Here is a 13,803-nt window from a genome sequence, read left to right as displayed (position 1 = left end):
TGTATCACTTGGCTAAGAATTTGTTCTTTAAGAAATTATTAAATTTTCTTCTAAAACCTAGGTTGACACAAAATGAGATAAACGATATCTTTAGGTCAGTAGCTACCAAACTTATCGAAAGGAAGCAGATGCTGTGACGGAAAAGATACCGGATAACAACGAGGTTGATGAACTTTACCAGAATATTATAGACGAATACCAGACCATAAAGTCAATAGCCCAGATTGCCAAAAAACTTGGGACAACCCAGGTAAGAGTGCAGAGGGTTTTGATAACAGAAGGCCTGTGGAGTTCAAAACGGACCAGGCAGATAGCGGAACTGCGGGAGCAGGGATTATCTACTGAAGAGATAGCAGAAAGGCTGGGTAAGGATGTAAGGACAATACAGACATTTTTACCATATAGCCGCGGTCAGTATGGGAAATCCGATTCGACCGATGCCATTAAGTCCAAGGATTACCGGAATCGGATGCACGTTGCAGCTGAGAAGATGCGAAATAAGGAGGTCGCTGCAATGAAGACTGATCGCTATAGTATAGATATGGATTATCTGATGAAAAACGGAGCCGGAGGAGAGGGCAATATAAATACCAAGCCCCACACCGAAGAAGAGCTTAAGAATAATCCGTTTTATAACAGTGAATCCGTATTCAGGCTAAAGTTGGAACTAGTGGAAGACTTTATTTACGGTGAAGATGATGGGCTAGGCATGGAAGGTGATGAAAAAGATACTTTCCTGAAACTTGCTAAAGCAAAGGAAGGAATATCCAGGGAAGTTCTGGTTCCTAGCACAATGAACCTTCATGCCATGCACTATATGATTCAGCGTTTGTTCGGGTGGCAGAATGGACATCTCCACAATTTTTCAATACCGCCGGAGGAATTCAAGGCACTTACAAGGGAAACAGTCGGAGGCTGGGAAAATCTTTGCGGAAGCTTGTTACATTTCCCTAATGATGATACAAACGATTTTTACTGGGATGATGACTATGAATCCGATGAGAGCGTAAAGAGCTGGTTTAAGAGAAAATACATCGGCCCATACAGACAAAAGGCTGTGTGTGACACATATTTTGATGCGCAGAGACAGATAAAGGATTTTTCAGAGCATTTCACCAAGATAACAGCAGACATGACACTTGATGAGATGGAACATCAGATCATAATGGAGGAAAATCTGAACTTCCTGACAGAGAGACTGACGCTTGGGGAACTGCTTACAACAAATGCTCCCAAGGAAGGAAAAACCAGGGAGAAGGCTTATAAAAAGTGGCTGGAGAGACTTTCTGAAAAGAAGCAGGAAACTGAACAGATGATAGATGCCAAGGGTGCTGAGTATATTAAGGACCTGAATGATGCTGCAGACAGTCTTAAGTTATGGAGACGTAACAAAACTGCAGTTAATAGACGCATATACTATGGACACGCAGAAGATCTGAAAAAAGAGACAGGGCGTTGTGCAGATGAGTGGTTAGAATCAGCAGACTTTTTGATACCACTGTATGAGGACAGATGCAGTGATCTTTTTGACAAATATAATCCTAAGCTCACACCACTTTTTGATACATTATATTATCTGTACGATTATGGTGATGACTGGTGCGTGAAGATTACAGTACTTGATCAGTATGACCGTAAAACTAACGCCGATCTCTCCACCTGCGGGGCATTTGTCGTGGATATCATGAAGGAAAGCGATGGACTTAGAAGATTCAGATATTTCCAGGATGGTAAGGAAGTTGATGAGGAATTACGCACGGAACTGGCATATATAGATGTGAAACAGCGTCCTAAATGTGTTGCTGCAGACGGACTGTATTTAGTTGATGATGTCGGTGGAATAGGTGGTTTTTGTGAAATGCTCGAGACACTTGCCGGTGATGATCCAGAAGAAAAGGAGAGCATGAAAACCTGGGCAAGAAGCCTTGGGTGGACGGGCAGGATGAGTAAGCCTGAGAATATGCTGTAAAAATCTGTGACCTTAAAATAGCGGTACTCTTGTGTTATAGTTCAATTAAGTTCTTTCAATTCTTGGAATAATAGGAGGCGGTTATGATTATCTTACCTACAAATTATGGACTTGATGCAACTAATCCCGAAGCATATGTTGCTATTGCGGTTTCGAGTTTTGTTCGCGAGATAGGAAAAGAAAAAATCCATGCTGAAGGAACTCCTACACGCGAGTATTTGGAAATGCTTGCTCTCTATTCCATTCGCTGGGCAAATCTAAAAGCCTCGGATGATGAGCGTTTCAAAGGTGTTGCTAAACTTGCTTATGAGTACTTTAAACCTGAGGAAATGAGTGATAACCTTGAGCGATGCCTGATTGATATCCTGGGCAGCTGATATGATGACAGGTTCAGGACAGCTTCTAAGCGAATAATGAATATAATAAAGCCGTGGTATTTGTATTGGTTCACAAGTACCGCGGCATTGTTTTTGGAGTTGCCCGGAACTGCGCTGTCCCGGGCAGGTTGTTATGAAGAATTGTATGAAAAAAGTGTCTTTGCTATTTCCAGAAGATTTTCATCTCCCGATGTATGTATATTATCATCCGAAACTTAAGTGAACATAAATCATTTATTTTTTCGTCTGTCATTTAAAAGGAGTCCTGCAAGGATAGTAAAGGGTACGGCTATTACTGAGAGTAATGCTCCTGCACCTATTAGCATATCTTTATTATCTTTATTTTTTGGAGTTTTGTTATCATGATTCTTGTTTTCTTTTGGCATTTTCTTCACCTCGCATAAGAAATCGTTTCCTATATTTTACCACTTATGGGGAATAAGGTTATCGATATTGCAACTATGAATATGTATTATGACATGAACCGGACATATACTTATATCATCAACAGACAGTTGTCTGCGGAAGAGTCCAAAATAGCTTGAACATATAAGCAGACGTCTGGGAGGTTTGTTATGGATAAAAAGAGTAAAAAGACAGTAGGAATCGCAGTTGTTTTTGTGATGATTTTCATGGTTATCATAATTGTGCTGAACAAGGCATCTGTGCAGAGAGCGTTAAAGTCAATAAATTCCGAGTATTCCGGAGGTCTTGACCGAACCGTAACGGTGTATGACTATGATGGAAATGAGATCACATCATATACCGGTAAGATTGATATAGAGGATACCGAGACAGGCGGAAAAGTAAAATTTGACCTGGATGGAAAAAGAACTATCATATATGGTGGTATCGTAATAGTACAGGAAAACTGAGAAAAGTAAGATTGGAGGCAAACAACATGTTTGGAATTATTGGTGGACTTATCCTTGGAGCTATAGCAGGTTTTATAGGCAGCAATATCATGAACGAGAAGTCAGGAACACTTAAGAATATTATTCTTGGTGTGCTTGGCGGAGTGGTCGGTGGATTTGTATTCAAGCTTATTGGATTTACAGCTACAGGCTTAATAGGCAGCCTGATTGTATCAACTGTTGGTGCATGCATTTGCATCTGGCTTGGTAGAAAGCTGTTTTAAAGGAGGTGGCAAAGTATGATGATGGTTACTACAGAAACAATATCCGGAAAGAATCTGGAAATGCTGGGACTTGTAAAGGGAAGCACTATTCAGACAGTTAATGCTTTTAAGGATATCGGATCCGGTCTTAAGACTCTGGTAGGTGGTGAGCTTGGAAGCTATACCGAGATGATGGGTAAGGCCAGAAGTCTTGCCACAGACAGGATGATCAAGGAAGCAGAAGCTCTTGGGGCAGATGCGATTGTTGGAATACGATATTCCTCATCTTCTGTAATGCAGAGTGCAGCTGAGATAATGGCTTATGGAACAGCTGTAAAGTTTGTTTGAGAGGCAAGCATATCATTTGGGGTTGGCTCTCTTCTTCGTAAATATGCGGAGGGGAGGGCTATTTTAATTCAAAAAATCCTTTCGGAATCTTCTTATAAATGAGGGGAAGCCAGTAATCATCGCGACTACTGGCTTTTGTGCTATGAAGAAAAGTTTTCTTATGAGGGGGGTTATCAGGAGGGGTTATGTTCCTCTTGATGATATTACTATACTTTTTGAACCTAAATTCAAACCAAAAGTCATGTAAACAGATTATGAACGTTATCGGGTATTTATTTACAAACTGTTCAAAGCATTTTTAAGATGAGTTAAGTTTCTGGCTGTATCATAAAGCTATCAAGAGGACAGAAACTCTTGTTAATATTGATAATAACTTTTTCATAACTGCTGTCTGGTGAAGAATCAGGCAGCATCCTCCCTAAAATAACAGCTGCCTAAGATGGGCAGCTTTTTTCTATTATATGGCTATTTTGAAGGCTGCATCTGAGATATAATTTATTCATGGCACATAAATAAAGGAAGGCAATAGCATGGGTTACTGCGGATGGGCTGATTTCAACGAACGGAATAAGACTTATCACGATAATGAATGGGGTATTCCGGTGCATGATGACAAAAAGATGTTTGAACATCTGATGTTGGAGTGTATGCAGTGCGGCCTTTCCTGGGATCTGATGCTTAAAAAGCGCGAGATTTTCAGGTCATGTTTTGATGGATTTGATTATGACAAGATTGCAGCCTATGATGATGCAGATATTCAGAGAATCCTTGATACTGAGGATATGATAAAGTCTCCCCGGAAGATAGCTGCTGTTATAAACAATGCAAAGTGCTTTCAGAAGGTACGTGAAGAGTTCGGAAGCTTCTGTAACTATATGTGGTCGTATTCTGATAATAAGATCATTCTGTATAACGGTCACAGTAAGCTTGGAGGTAAAATACCGGTAAGTAACGGGCTGTCTAAGGCTATCAGCAAAGACCTGAAGAAACGTGGATTCAAGTATGTTGGTGAAGTAACGATTTATTCGCACCTGCAGGCCTGCGGTATCATAAATGACCATGATGAGACCTGCCCATGTTTTTCAAAGATAAACGCAGAAAATGAGACAGTAAATAAACGCAGGGATAAAGAGGTTTATTAGAGGCAGTATGCAAATCAGGGAACTGACTGAGGCTGAGAAACAGTCTTATGATGAAATGATAGAGGGAGCAAAGCAGATAAATCTCTTCGGAGATGAGGAAGAACTGGATCCGAAGGATTTTATTATTGAGCGTCCTGATTCTGGGGAATGCAGAGGATATAAGATATAAATGATACAGTGGAAGATAAAACAGATTTTTGATGGAGACTATGGATGTGAAGAATTGAAGCCTGGAGAAAAGCCCAAGGTTTCGGTTACTCTTATAGATGATGATGGAAATGAAAAGTATGTCTCTGTAGAGGATGAGTGGCTAACAGAAAATGAACTTGAAGTTGGGGACAGATGGCCGCTTATACATGTCAGATATGGTGTAATAGTTGCCAATAAAAGGAGTGAGCGTTACATTATAGCGGTGTCTGATGTAGCGGAATATCCAATCGTGATATCTCGTATTGTCGATGAGAAAGATCCTTTTGATGATGGCGGTTATTATGGCTTTTATGATGGCGTTAAGGGTGAGCAGGCTAATGATATTCTGGATCTTCTCAGGGATAATGAAAAAACAAAAGCCAGGACAAAGTTGAGAAAGACGCTTGAAAAATTAGGTCCGTACGTGGATGGCGTAGGGCCTGTAGTGTTGGATGATCTTATTCCGGACGAATGGTACGATGCCTGGAAAGATATGGAAGGTATTGTGACAGCAGAAAAGCATATTGATGGATACTGGGACAAAAACATTATGGTGATATATGAATAAACATAAGAAGGTAAACGGACAACTGCTCCAAATGAATAAAACCTTTAAGCAGCTGAAAGAAAAGCAACGGGTTAAGATTTCAGAATGGATGTATTCTGCATATAAGAAACAGGTTGAGGAAGGACTTACTAATGATGAGGCAATAATGCTTGTTATGGACAAGATAGAAAAAGCAGAAATCTGGATACCTGATCATGAGATGGTGCAGCGATATAATTCCAAGAAAAAGCAGTATCGTAATCGGCTATTGTCTGAGAAAGTGCCACAGCATATTTTCTTGATGGAGAAAATATTGGACAAGGCCCAGGAAAAAATGGATTCGCTTGAAAAACAGATTGAAGAATACAGAGAGTTCCAGCTGGAGATAAAGAAGCTGGAATCATATTACACGAGCCAGCAGTGGAAGAATGATTTTTTAATGGATGAAAAAGGAGAATTTCCGGACAGGCTGAAGAGAGGAGTACTTTCTGAAGATGGTATTTATAATGTACTGGAGCGTAATAGAGAATTATTGGAGAGGATAGGTACTACTGACGATGAAGACAAGGAAACAGGCGATAGATGAACTTACTTTGGCGCTCATGTATCTGACTCGTTTTAATGACGGAGAAGGCAATCCTTTTAATGAGATGTCATGGAAAAATTACGATTTTGATTGCATAGACAGGCTTGATGATGAAGGTTATATTGTAAATCCAAGGAAAAGCAGGGGAACATATAAATATGTTTACCTTACAGAAGCAGGCAGGACTAAGGCACGGGAACTGCTCGGAGAAATCGATTCTAAAGATTATGATTTATATGAGAGATACAGTTTTCGTACAATAAAGCCTGAGGAGACAGAAGAAGTAGCTGAGATAGAAAGAATATGCTTTCCTCCTAATGAAGCATGTTCCAGAGAGAACATGATAGAGCGCATAAAGGCAGCCGGCGATCTGTTTATGGTGGCGATAGATAAGGAAACGGGTAAGATTGCTGGTTTTCTCAACGGAATTGCAACAGATGAGTTCTGTTTCAGGGATGAATTTTTCACTGATGCCGGTACTCATAATCCGGAAGGGAAGAATGTCATGATACTTGGCCTTGATGTGCTCCCGGAATACAGAAAACAGGGACTTGGAAGGGAGCTTGTATATAACTATTGTCGAAGAGAACAGGAACGTGGAAGGTTGAGATTGGTGCTTACGTGTCATGCTAATAAAGTTAAGATGTACAGCAAGTTTGGATTCCTGGACAGGGGAGAATCCGCGTCTGAGTGGGGCGGAGAAAAATGGCATGAAATGGATATCATACTCAACCATGAAATATATTTTGATGAGGAATAATGAATGAATATACAGATCTTTGGCACCAAAAAGTGCAATGATACAAAGAAGGCGGAGCGTTTTTTCAAGGAGCGCGGCATCAAATATCAGTTCATTGATATGAAGGAAAAAGGCATGAGTAAAGGTGAACTGACTTCCGTTGCAAGTGCTAATGGCGGTATAATGAACATGATTAATCCTGATGCTAAGGATAAGGATGCAGTCGCACTTATCCAGTATATTGCAGATGAAGATAAACTGGAAAAACTGCTTGAGAATCAGCAGATAATAAAGACACCGGTTGTTAGAAACGGTAAGCAGTCCACGCTGGGATATCAGCCTGAGGTGTGGAAGAAGTGGGAATAAATAATGGATGACAGATTGAGAAAGCAAATGGAGTTTGCCTTGGAGATAGATAAAGAAAAGAATGTATTCAGGCAGACTCATCTGTCAGGAAAAGGCAGAAACGAAAATGATGCGGAACACGCCTGGCATATGGCTATCATGGCGTATCTGCTTAAGGAATACTCGAATAAGGATATTGATATTTCAAGGGTCATGATAATGTGCCTTATTCATGACATAGTTGAGATTGATGCCGGCGATACATATGCATACGACAAAGAGGGGCTTGCTACCCAGAAGGAACGCGAGGATGCAGCTAAGAAAAGGATTTTCTCGATTTTACCGGAGGATCAGAAAAAGGAACTGACAGCTCTTTTTGATGAGTTTGAGGAAAATGTGACTCCTGAATCAAAGTTTGCGCATGCCATGGATAACCTCCAGCCACTTATGCTGAACAACAGTAACGATGGAGGAGACTGGAGAGAGCATGGTGTCACAAAGGAACAGGTATATGGAAGGCAGTCAAAGACAAAGGAAGGCTCTGAAAAGCTATATGAGCTTACAGATAAGATAATAAGGGAACATATCAGTAAAGGAAACATAAAGGGATGATATAAAGAATGATAAGATGGGCAGCTGTGGAGTTAAAAATCCGCAGCTGTTTTTATATGGAGCAAATCGACTGACACTAAAAACCATAGCTGTCTACGTATAGTCCACCACTGTCGTATGGAAGTTCATTACTGTCATCTTTTGTATATCATTGTCTGTTTTAATTCCATAAAATTCGAAATCTCAAGTTCGAAAGGTCGGAGGTCAAGTCAAGTCGGTTTCAATATTGCACAATTATAATGGTAAAAAAGCAATATGAATGATATTAACAAGGACAAATATATATTATTCTTAAGCTACAAAACATGATAACCACTACAAAACACCAAATGCATAAGAAGTAAAACCAATGGATATTATGTTTTTAAAACCGGTTATGAAGCATAATACAAACATAAGGAAAACACAGACAGCCAAGCAACCATAAAGTTGATAGGAGGAATATACCATGAGATTTAACGACGTTCAGGATACAAGAAAAGCAGAAGTTAAAAAGGCACAGAGAGATGCAGCAGTTCAGAAGCTGTTCGCTGAATTTTCAGAGAGACTTTCATGCATGAGCCGATGTGGTAAGACTCCTGTTATAGCTTTTGGAGCAACATTTACTATCTGATAAATGTCGATAAAGATGGCATGAAGCTAAAATAATAAATACATGAAAAGGTGGACATCGCTGAAGTGACTGTCCACCTTTTTAACGGCATATCTTTGAGCTCTATGAAAAGCTATAAAGACGCAAAGGTCAGAATAGTTTCTCTCATGTCATCGAGCCTGATGCAGATGACACCATATTCGTTATCATCAAGGGCTGCCCTTTCCCGGAAGGAACAGCCGCCATCTATGAGCGTAATGTTCTGTTCATGGAATGCTTCGAATTTTCCATCAAGTCCTGCTACTCTCTGGACAGGGACGTGTCCGATGATGAATTCCCAGTCGTTTTCAATATAATCATCTGTTGGAACAAATATGTCTGCTCTGAAAGGAGTTTTCCATACTATGTTCCAAACTACGCGGTAATCGCAGTCTTTATATTCAGTATCTATAAGCGCTATCTTGAAATATGAATGGGTGAGGCAGAAAGTCTTATCACCTATAAAAGCAAGGGTGGTGAGAACTCTGGAATTAAGCCATGCCAATAGGGCTTTTCTCTCATCCGGGGACAATTCTTTATAATGTTCAAAAGTAACTTCTCCACCATTTGAGTATAACCACAGATAGGCATCTTTTCCCGGGGTATCATCCACAGATCCATCAGGAGCCACTGCGTTTAACATCATAAATTCATGATTTCCCAGGAGAAGATCTATGTTGGGAGCATCCTTGATCATCTGAAGGAGCTTAATTCCATCAGGTCCTCTGTCGATGGCGTCGCCAAGAACATACATGAAGTCATCGTCTGAAAAATGGATGGTTTCAAGAAGCTTTTCAAAAATATCATATTGTCCGTGAAGGTCTGAAACAGCGTATGTTGCCATATGGTTATCTCCTAGTTTTCTTTTTTTATTATAACGATAGCATCATGAAAAATGTTGTAAAGCTTGTAAAGTATTTAATCGTAAAAAACGAACTATAAATCGCCATTACAGCGATTCTGAAATATTGGAATGGAAGGGGAAAATAATGCTTCTTTGATAGAAGATTGGAAACTGATCTACAATATATGGTTTAGTAAGAATATAAAAGTATACTATATTGTGAAACTATAAATAAATAGGCATGTTGAAATAAATATCGCCAATACGGCGATATTAGTCGCCGTTTAGTGAGTTCTTATTTCATATGAAATCCTATACATTATTCGGTGGAGATATGCTTATGAGAAAAAATGGTGATGGCTTAAAAAAGAGAATAAAGAAAAAGCTCAAAATCTGGCATGATATTTATAGCAAAGGTAGCACGGATACAGATCATTTTTGGCGTGAAAAGCTGAAAGAAAATTTTGAGTATCTGATTGAAAATGAAGGATATTCCGGAGTGCTTTTTGCTGAATCTCTGGAGACGGATCCGAAGAATTTTTCTAAAATGAAAAATGAAGGGCGGGCTCTGACGGCTTAGAAGCTTAGCAGGTTGATATATGTAGATGACATCAACATTCTTTGGCTTATTACTGGAGATGAGAGGTTTCCTAAAAAACTGGAGTTGTCTAATGATGATGACTTTATGGCAAGCTCTATAAAATGTCAGGAATTCTTATTATCATTCAGAAATTTGAAAAAAGAAAAAGATAAACGCAGAATTCTGAGTTATCTGATGAAGGAATTAGTTGAGGATTCGGATACGACTGATGATGAAGACTCCGAATTATAAATCATGGATCCTGTAAAACACACAAGGGGGATCAACCCTCTTGTATGTTTTTTGGGTCCATGATTTTTTGTGGAAAGAATTGAGATTTCTTATGTGGGGATATTGTGACAGAGGGATTATTCAAGGAGGAAATGGTATGAGTGGGATCTCAAAACATGAAGCAAGAATCAATGAGTATCTGGAGATGGTGCATTTGGAAAAACGGTTTGCATCAAAGATAACGAAGCAGTTACTGGAGAAGTATTGTGAGATACTTCATTCAGGGAATCCGTTGATAACAGTGCCTCTTACAGATGAAGAGGTGGAGAAACAAAAACAGGAGATGAGAAGAGAGTATCTTCATATAATGCAGGCTGAAGGTGAAGATGTTGAAAAGGAACAGTCTTTATTTGTTACAAGGGTTCTCAATACATCCTGGATTGTTGAAAAAATAGATATGGTACTTGGGATGGTAGCGGATTTTCATGATGTGGGATCGTTGTATAGGGAAATACTCGAAGAAAGCTATCTCAATGATAAGATAATGACAGTTGAAAAAATGGCTGTAAAACATTCAATGAGTGAATCCGGAGTTAGAAATACAAGAAGAGAGGCAATAAAGCTGTTTGCGTTTTATATATGGGCTTATGCACAAAGAAGAGAATCTGAAGATATAATTGCAGGGAAGGTCAGTCCGGCTGATGCTGTAAATGAAAAGTTGGATAAAGCCAGTTAATAAGCGTGTCTGCAGAAATGCAGGCATTCTTTTTGCTGTAAATAATCTGTCACTGCAATGTGCTGAAGTGTGCTAGTATAATGGAGGCTCTGGAGAGAGGGGGAGCGAGCTAAATTGCTATAAATGAGGAGAAAAGAGATGGAAAGGTTTAATCAAAGAGAAAAGAAAAGAGATTTCTACTGCCCCTTATGTGGAAAACACGTTCTGGGAACTCCAAAGGACAGAGAAAAGGTTAATGATGATTGCCAATGCCCAAAATGTCTGAGGAAATACGTGATAAAATATGACCGCTCTGGATGGCTGGATATGCATACGGACAGGCGTGCCAGAAGAAGGGCATAATCGATTCATATATATATATATAAGTGTCTTTGGAATTAAAAATATAGTTCAAAGGAAACTGCTAATGGTATCGGATTCAGCATGGGACTGGAAGGGATATGCGCAGTACTTTGAGTTTTAGCTGGCGGCTATGAGCGGCTGAGTATCGTTGGAAGGCGGAGCAAAACAGAGGAAATATCCATTGTTATGGGTATTCTGTTTTGCACCGTCTTTTTATTATGTCTAAAAATGCGCGTTCAGATTTGAACACAAAACGATGAAATTCCTCTGTTTTATCCGAGTTGTGTTCAGATTTGAACGTTTTTGTTTGGGAGACTTCGATAGGTAGGTATCCGTGACCTCCCGGTTTTTGAAACTAATGAATTTTAAAAAATCGGAGGAAACGGAAAGTGAATAATAAAGAGAATATTGAAGAATATGAAGTGATCAACCTGGGATACGAGTATCCGGGAATGACAGGTGGCGTAAAGTGGGCAGTGGTAACGGATCTGGACATAGATGTGCTCATGAGAAAATACGGAGAGGAGCTGACCCAGTACATGCCCTATGTGGTCATGACTTCAGAACAGGGAGAAGCCTTTCGTGATTATAAGCGAAATGAGGCGAAGCATGAGATGCGCAGGATAAGACATCATATCTTTGGTGGATATGAAGAGGGTATGACAGAGTATATGAATTCTGTGTTTTCTAAAGAAGAACCGGAAGAAACAGTCATGGAGAAATTGGAGTATGAGAGATTCAAGGAGGCATTGGACAAGCTTCCTCCTGCACAAAAGCGTAGATGTATTCTGTATTTTTATCATGGCCTTTCTGAAAAAGAAATCGCTAAAGCTGAGGGTGTATCACAGCAGATGGTTTCCCTTTCGCTTGATGGAGCTCTGAAAAACCTTAAGAAGTACCTGAAGCTTTAATATGCTATTTACAATGGGTGTGCATGTTCCAGGCAGTCTGGGATATGCATGCCTTAAATGGGTTAAAATAAGTTTTTGTAATGATAGCAATGGTGTAAAATGGTAGAGATATATTTTGTTAAAGAATAATTGTTGGCGGAGGAAAAAAGTGAAGTTCTTGAAGTGGTTAAATCTAATTCCCCTTGTAATGTTTGTGATTAGGGATATGCTCGGAATAGCTGATATTAATCCTATATGGATGATAGTTATTGCGGCATTTGTCATAATGAATGTTTTTATGGCTAAAAGCATGAAGGAGTATCTCCTGTCTTCGTTATTATTGCTGATATCATGCGTTGCCGGAATGGTACTAAGTACATATTATTACTACTATTATATTAGTTCTGATTTTGAGACACCAATTGTCGGTGCTTTCATAGTGATGGTCTATGGAATATTTGTGCTTGTGCTGGCGGGAGCTGGTACAGCTGTTTTTGCCATCAGGAACAGAAAAGAGGCAGTGAAAAATGGAGATATTTGATATAACTGACGATAACGGCTTTCCGACCGGGGAGACTGTAAGTAGAAGTGATGCACATGACAATGGTATTCCTCACAGGACAGCGCATATTTGGATTGTGAGAAAGGAAGTGGATAAATATCAGGTTCTTCTTCAGAAGAGAAGCGCCGAAAAGGAATCTTTTCCTGGGATGTATGATACTTCATCGGCAGGACATATCCAGGCTGGTGATGAGCCACTTGAGTCTGCACAGAGAGAACTGTTTGAGGAGCTTGGAATAAAAACTCTGGCTGGAGATCTTACTTTTGCCGGGAAGTTTCATATTAAGTATGAGATGGAATTCCATGGAAAAATGTTTAAGGACAATGAAGTTGCTTTTGTTTACGTGTATGAAAAGCCGGTGGATATATCTAAGCTGAAGCTTCAGACAGAGGAAGTGGAAGAAGTCAGGTGGTTTGATATTGATGAAGTTCACAAAGGATGTGTACACAGGGATGGCACGTTTTGTGTTCCGATGGAAGGACTTGAGACGGTAATGAAGTATCTTAAGGGAAAAGAAGAGAGACTAAGATGAAGAAAATAGTAGTGACAGCACTTGCACTGATAATGGTAATAGGAACAGTAGGATGTGATGCGAAAAGAGAAGATGCAGCTATAAGCGGTGGAGCTGACGGGCCAACATCTATTTTCCTGGCATCAAAAGTTAGTGATCCTGTGGTATCAGGAACCTGGCAGCCAGCATCCATAGGCTATGAGGCTGATGGAGAGATGCAGCCTGAATACTATGTGCAGTTTGGCGATGCAGAGATAATTTATGGTCATATGGAAAATAATGATTTTGTTCCGGATCATTTTGATAGTATTTCGCTATTCGAGGAACTGGAGACCGGAGGATACAAGATCCAGGCAGAGTCTGATAACGGGGTACAGTACACGTATCAGTCTTCTGAAGAAGATGCGGACATCCTGGAATACTACGAGACATGGAACGAGGATGAGTTTTCAGAGAAGTACAGTGGAGGCGCTTCTCTTAGCAGATGTGAATAAACTGTAGGCTA

At 39.8% G+C, this 13,803-nt stretch carries 23 protein-coding genes; 21 read left to right on the top strand and 2 right to left on the bottom strand.

The window, feature by feature from the left end; translation table 11 throughout:
- Positions 1-133: 133 nt before the first annotated feature.
- Together G608_RS21415 and G608_RS0114910 are read left to right on the top strand one after the other, a co-directional pair.
- Positions 134-1,969 carry an IS1096 element passenger TnpR family protein gene (locus tag G608_RS21415; protein WP_035795829.1) on the top strand — a complete coding sequence of 612 codons (1,836 nt, stop codon included), beginning with the start codon at positions 134-136 and terminating at the stop codon, positions 1,967-1,969.
- Between the two features lie 83 nt (positions 1,970-2,052).
- Positions 2,053-2,346, top strand: coding sequence for a hypothetical protein (locus G608_RS0114910; RefSeq protein WP_026496690.1), 294 nt, complete (start codon positions 2,053-2,055; stop codon positions 2,344-2,346).
- A 230-nt stretch (positions 2,347-2,576) separates the two neighbouring features.
- Here G608_RS0114910 and G608_RS23345 read toward each other — a convergent pair whose 3' ends face one another.
- Positions 2,577-2,732: a hypothetical protein gene (locus G608_RS23345; protein WP_155833303.1), complete on the bottom strand. Its 156-nt coding sequence runs from the start codon at positions 2,730-2,732 to the stop codon at positions 2,577-2,579.
- Positions 2,733-2,921: 189 nt separating this feature from the next.
- On the opposite strand from G608_RS23345, the gene G608_RS0114900 reads away from it, so the two are divergent.
- The 11 genes from G608_RS0114900 to G608_RS23330 all read left to right on the top strand — a co-directional run bounded on the left by G608_RS0114900 (position 2,922) and on the right by G608_RS23330 (position 8,584).
- Positions 2,922-3,221: a hypothetical protein gene (locus G608_RS0114900; protein WP_026491414.1), complete on the top strand. Its 300-nt coding sequence runs from the start codon at positions 2,922-2,924 to the stop codon at positions 3,219-3,221.
- A gap of 26 nt (positions 3,222-3,247) precedes the next feature.
- Positions 3,248-3,484, top strand: a complete 237-nt coding sequence (locus tag G608_RS0114895; RefSeq protein ID WP_026491413.1) for a GlsB/YeaQ/YmgE family stress response membrane protein — start codon at positions 3,248-3,250, stop codon at positions 3,482-3,484.
- Between the two features lie 15 nt (positions 3,485-3,499).
- Positions 3,500-3,811 carry a YbjQ family protein gene (locus G608_RS0114890; protein ID WP_026491412.1) on the top strand — a complete coding sequence of 104 codons (312 nt, stop codon included), beginning with the start codon at positions 3,500-3,502 and terminating at the stop codon, positions 3,809-3,811.
- Between the two features lie 530 nt (positions 3,812-4,341).
- On the top strand, positions 4,342-4,953 hold the full coding sequence (locus G608_RS0114885) for a DNA-3-methyladenine glycosylase I (protein ID WP_026496689.1): 612 nt from the start codon (positions 4,342-4,344) through the stop codon (positions 4,951-4,953).
- A 7-nt stretch (positions 4,954-4,960) separates the two neighbouring features.
- Positions 4,961-5,122 (top strand): hypothetical protein, encoded by a 162-nt coding sequence (locus G608_RS23340; RefSeq protein ID WP_155829433.1) that lies wholly within the window; start codon positions 4,961-4,963, stop codon positions 5,120-5,122.
- Positions 5,123-5,710 carry a hypothetical protein gene (locus G608_RS23975; RefSeq protein WP_035795826.1) on the top strand — a complete coding sequence of 196 codons (588 nt, stop codon included), beginning with the start codon at positions 5,123-5,125 and terminating at the stop codon, positions 5,708-5,710.
- Positions 5,703-6,275: a DUF4298 domain-containing protein gene (locus G608_RS0114865; protein WP_442852230.1), complete on the top strand. Its 573-nt coding sequence runs from the start codon at positions 5,703-5,705 to the stop codon at positions 6,273-6,275. The genes G608_RS23975 and G608_RS0114865 overlap by 8 nt, the downstream gene beginning before the upstream one ends.
- Positions 6,247-7,035 carry a DUF6429 family protein gene (locus G608_RS21400; protein ID WP_330367051.1) on the top strand — a complete coding sequence of 263 codons (789 nt, stop codon included), beginning with the start codon at positions 6,247-6,249 and terminating at the stop codon, positions 7,033-7,035. The genes G608_RS0114865 and G608_RS21400 overlap by 29 nt, the downstream gene beginning before the upstream one ends.
- Positions 7,036-7,038: 3 nt before the next feature.
- A complete protein-coding gene (locus G608_RS0114855; RefSeq protein ID WP_026491408.1) occupies positions 7,039-7,380 on the top strand; it encodes an arsenate reductase family protein in 342 nt (113 codons plus the stop codon).
- 3 nt (positions 7,381-7,383) lie between these two features.
- Positions 7,384-7,971, top strand: coding sequence for an HD domain-containing protein (locus tag G608_RS0114850; RefSeq protein ID WP_026496686.1), 588 nt, complete (start codon positions 7,384-7,386; stop codon positions 7,969-7,971).
- Between the two features lie 448 nt (positions 7,972-8,419).
- Positions 8,420-8,584 (top strand): hypothetical protein, encoded by a 165-nt coding sequence (locus G608_RS23330; RefSeq protein WP_155829432.1) that lies wholly within the window; start codon positions 8,420-8,422, stop codon positions 8,582-8,584.
- A 112-nt stretch (positions 8,585-8,696) separates the two neighbouring features.
- Here G608_RS23330 and G608_RS0114840 read toward each other — a convergent pair whose 3' ends face one another.
- A complete protein-coding gene (locus tag G608_RS0114840) occupies positions 8,697-9,446 on the bottom strand; it encodes a metallophosphoesterase (protein ID WP_026496685.1) in 750 nt (249 codons plus the stop codon).
- Between the two features lie 340 nt (positions 9,447-9,786).
- Between G608_RS0114840 and G608_RS0114835 the strand changes: the two genes are divergently transcribed.
- The 8 genes from G608_RS0114835 (at position 9,787) to G608_RS0114800 (ending at position 13,792) form a co-directional block, all read left to right on the top strand.
- Positions 9,787-10,026: a hypothetical protein gene (locus tag G608_RS0114835; RefSeq protein WP_026496684.1), complete on the top strand. Its 240-nt coding sequence runs from the start codon at positions 9,787-9,789 to the stop codon at positions 10,024-10,026.
- Between the two features lie 12 nt (positions 10,027-10,038).
- Positions 10,039-10,278 carry a hypothetical protein gene (locus G608_RS0114830; RefSeq protein ID WP_026496683.1) on the top strand — a complete coding sequence of 80 codons (240 nt, stop codon included), beginning with the start codon at positions 10,039-10,041 and terminating at the stop codon, positions 10,276-10,278.
- A 136-nt stretch (positions 10,279-10,414) separates the two neighbouring features.
- The gene (locus tag G608_RS0114825; RefSeq protein WP_026496682.1) at positions 10,415-10,993 is read left to right on the top strand and encodes a hypothetical protein; all 579 of its coding nucleotides are present in this window, start codon (positions 10,415-10,417) and stop codon (positions 10,991-10,993) included.
- Positions 10,994-11,116: 123 nt separating this feature from the next.
- Positions 11,117-11,335: a hypothetical protein gene (locus G608_RS0114820; protein ID WP_196810214.1), complete on the top strand. Its 219-nt coding sequence runs from the start codon at positions 11,117-11,119 to the stop codon at positions 11,333-11,335.
- Between the two features lie 362 nt (positions 11,336-11,697).
- A complete protein-coding gene (locus G608_RS22620; RefSeq protein WP_081677447.1) occupies positions 11,698-12,246 on the top strand; it encodes a sigma-70 family RNA polymerase sigma factor in 549 nt (182 codons plus the stop codon).
- 148 nt (positions 12,247-12,394) lie between these two features.
- On the top strand, positions 12,395-12,766 hold the full coding sequence (locus G608_RS0114810) for a hypothetical protein (RefSeq protein ID WP_026496680.1): 372 nt from the start codon (positions 12,395-12,397) through the stop codon (positions 12,764-12,766).
- Positions 12,753-13,319, top strand: a complete 567-nt coding sequence (locus G608_RS0114805) for an NUDIX hydrolase (protein ID WP_026496679.1) — start codon at positions 12,753-12,755, stop codon at positions 13,317-13,319. The genes G608_RS0114810 and G608_RS0114805 overlap by 14 nt, the downstream gene beginning before the upstream one ends.
- Entirely contained in the window at positions 13,316-13,792 is a 477-nt protein-coding gene (locus tag G608_RS0114800) for a hypothetical protein (RefSeq protein ID WP_026496678.1), read from the top strand. Before G608_RS0114805 ends, G608_RS0114800 begins: the two co-directional genes overlap by 4 nt.
- Positions 13,793-13,803: the final 11 nt, after the last annotated feature.

It is taken from the genome of Butyrivibrio sp. WCD3002 (genome assembly GCF_000424265.1).
Taxonomy (GTDB): domain Bacteria; phylum Bacillota; class Clostridia; order Lachnospirales; family Lachnospiraceae; genus Butyrivibrio.
This window is presented reverse-complemented; position numbering and strand designations above follow the sequence as displayed.

What these genes read in the sequence shown, in the direction of transcription:
- G608_RS0114910 (WP_026496690.1), top strand. Translation starts at nt 2,053, where the DNA reads ATGATTATCTTACCTACAAATTATGGACTTGATGCAACTAATCCCGAA.
- G608_RS23345 (WP_155833303.1), bottom strand. Translation starts at nt 2,732, where the DNA reads ATGCCAAAAGAAAACAAGAATCATGATAACAAAACTCCAAAAAATAAA.
- G608_RS0114900 (WP_026491414.1), top strand. Translation starts at nt 2,922, where the DNA reads ATGGATAAAAAGAGTAAAAAGACAGTAGGAATCGCAGTTGTTTTTGTG.
- G608_RS0114895 (WP_026491413.1), top strand. Translation starts at nt 3,248, where the DNA reads ATGTTTGGAATTATTGGTGGACTTATCCTTGGAGCTATAGCAGGTTTT.
- G608_RS0114890 (WP_026491412.1), top strand. Translation starts at nt 3,500, where the DNA reads ATGATGATGGTTACTACAGAAACAATATCCGGAAAGAATCTGGAAATG.
- G608_RS0114885 (WP_026496689.1), top strand. Translation starts at nt 4,342, where the DNA reads ATGGGTTACTGCGGATGGGCTGATTTCAACGAACGGAATAAGACTTAT.
- G608_RS23340 (WP_155829433.1), top strand. Translation starts at nt 4,961, where the DNA reads ATGCAAATCAGGGAACTGACTGAGGCTGAGAAACAGTCTTATGATGAA.
- G608_RS23975 (WP_035795826.1), top strand. Translation starts at nt 5,123, where the DNA reads ATGATACAGTGGAAGATAAAACAGATTTTTGATGGAGACTATGGATGT.
- G608_RS0114865 (WP_442852230.1), top strand. Translation starts at nt 5,703, where the DNA reads ATGAATAAACATAAGAAGGTAAACGGACAACTGCTCCAAATGAATAAA.
- G608_RS21400 (WP_330367051.1), top strand. Translation starts at nt 6,247, where the DNA reads ATGAAGACAAGGAAACAGGCGATAGATGAACTTACTTTGGCGCTCATG.
- G608_RS0114855 (WP_026491408.1), top strand. Translation starts at nt 7,039, where the DNA reads ATGAATATACAGATCTTTGGCACCAAAAAGTGCAATGATACAAAGAAG.
- G608_RS0114850 (WP_026496686.1), top strand. Translation starts at nt 7,384, where the DNA reads ATGGATGACAGATTGAGAAAGCAAATGGAGTTTGCCTTGGAGATAGAT.
- G608_RS23330 (WP_155829432.1), top strand. Translation starts at nt 8,420, where the DNA reads ATGAGATTTAACGACGTTCAGGATACAAGAAAAGCAGAAGTTAAAAAG.
- G608_RS0114840 (WP_026496685.1), bottom strand. Translation starts at nt 9,446, where the DNA reads ATGGCAACATACGCTGTTTCAGACCTTCACGGACAATATGATATTTTT.
- G608_RS0114835 (WP_026496684.1), top strand. Translation starts at nt 9,787, where the DNA reads ATGAGAAAAAATGGTGATGGCTTAAAAAAGAGAATAAAGAAAAAGCTC.
- G608_RS0114825 (WP_026496682.1), top strand. Translation starts at nt 10,415, where the DNA reads ATGAGTGGGATCTCAAAACATGAAGCAAGAATCAATGAGTATCTGGAG.
- G608_RS0114820 (WP_196810214.1), top strand. Translation starts at nt 11,117, where the DNA reads ATGAGGAGAAAAGAGATGGAAAGGTTTAATCAAAGAGAAAAGAAAAGA.
- G608_RS0114805 (WP_026496679.1), top strand. Translation starts at nt 12,753, where the DNA reads ATGGAGATATTTGATATAACTGACGATAACGGCTTTCCGACCGGGGAG.
- G608_RS0114800 (WP_026496678.1), top strand. Translation starts at nt 13,316, where the DNA reads ATGAAGAAAATAGTAGTGACAGCACTTGCACTGATAATGGTAATAGGA.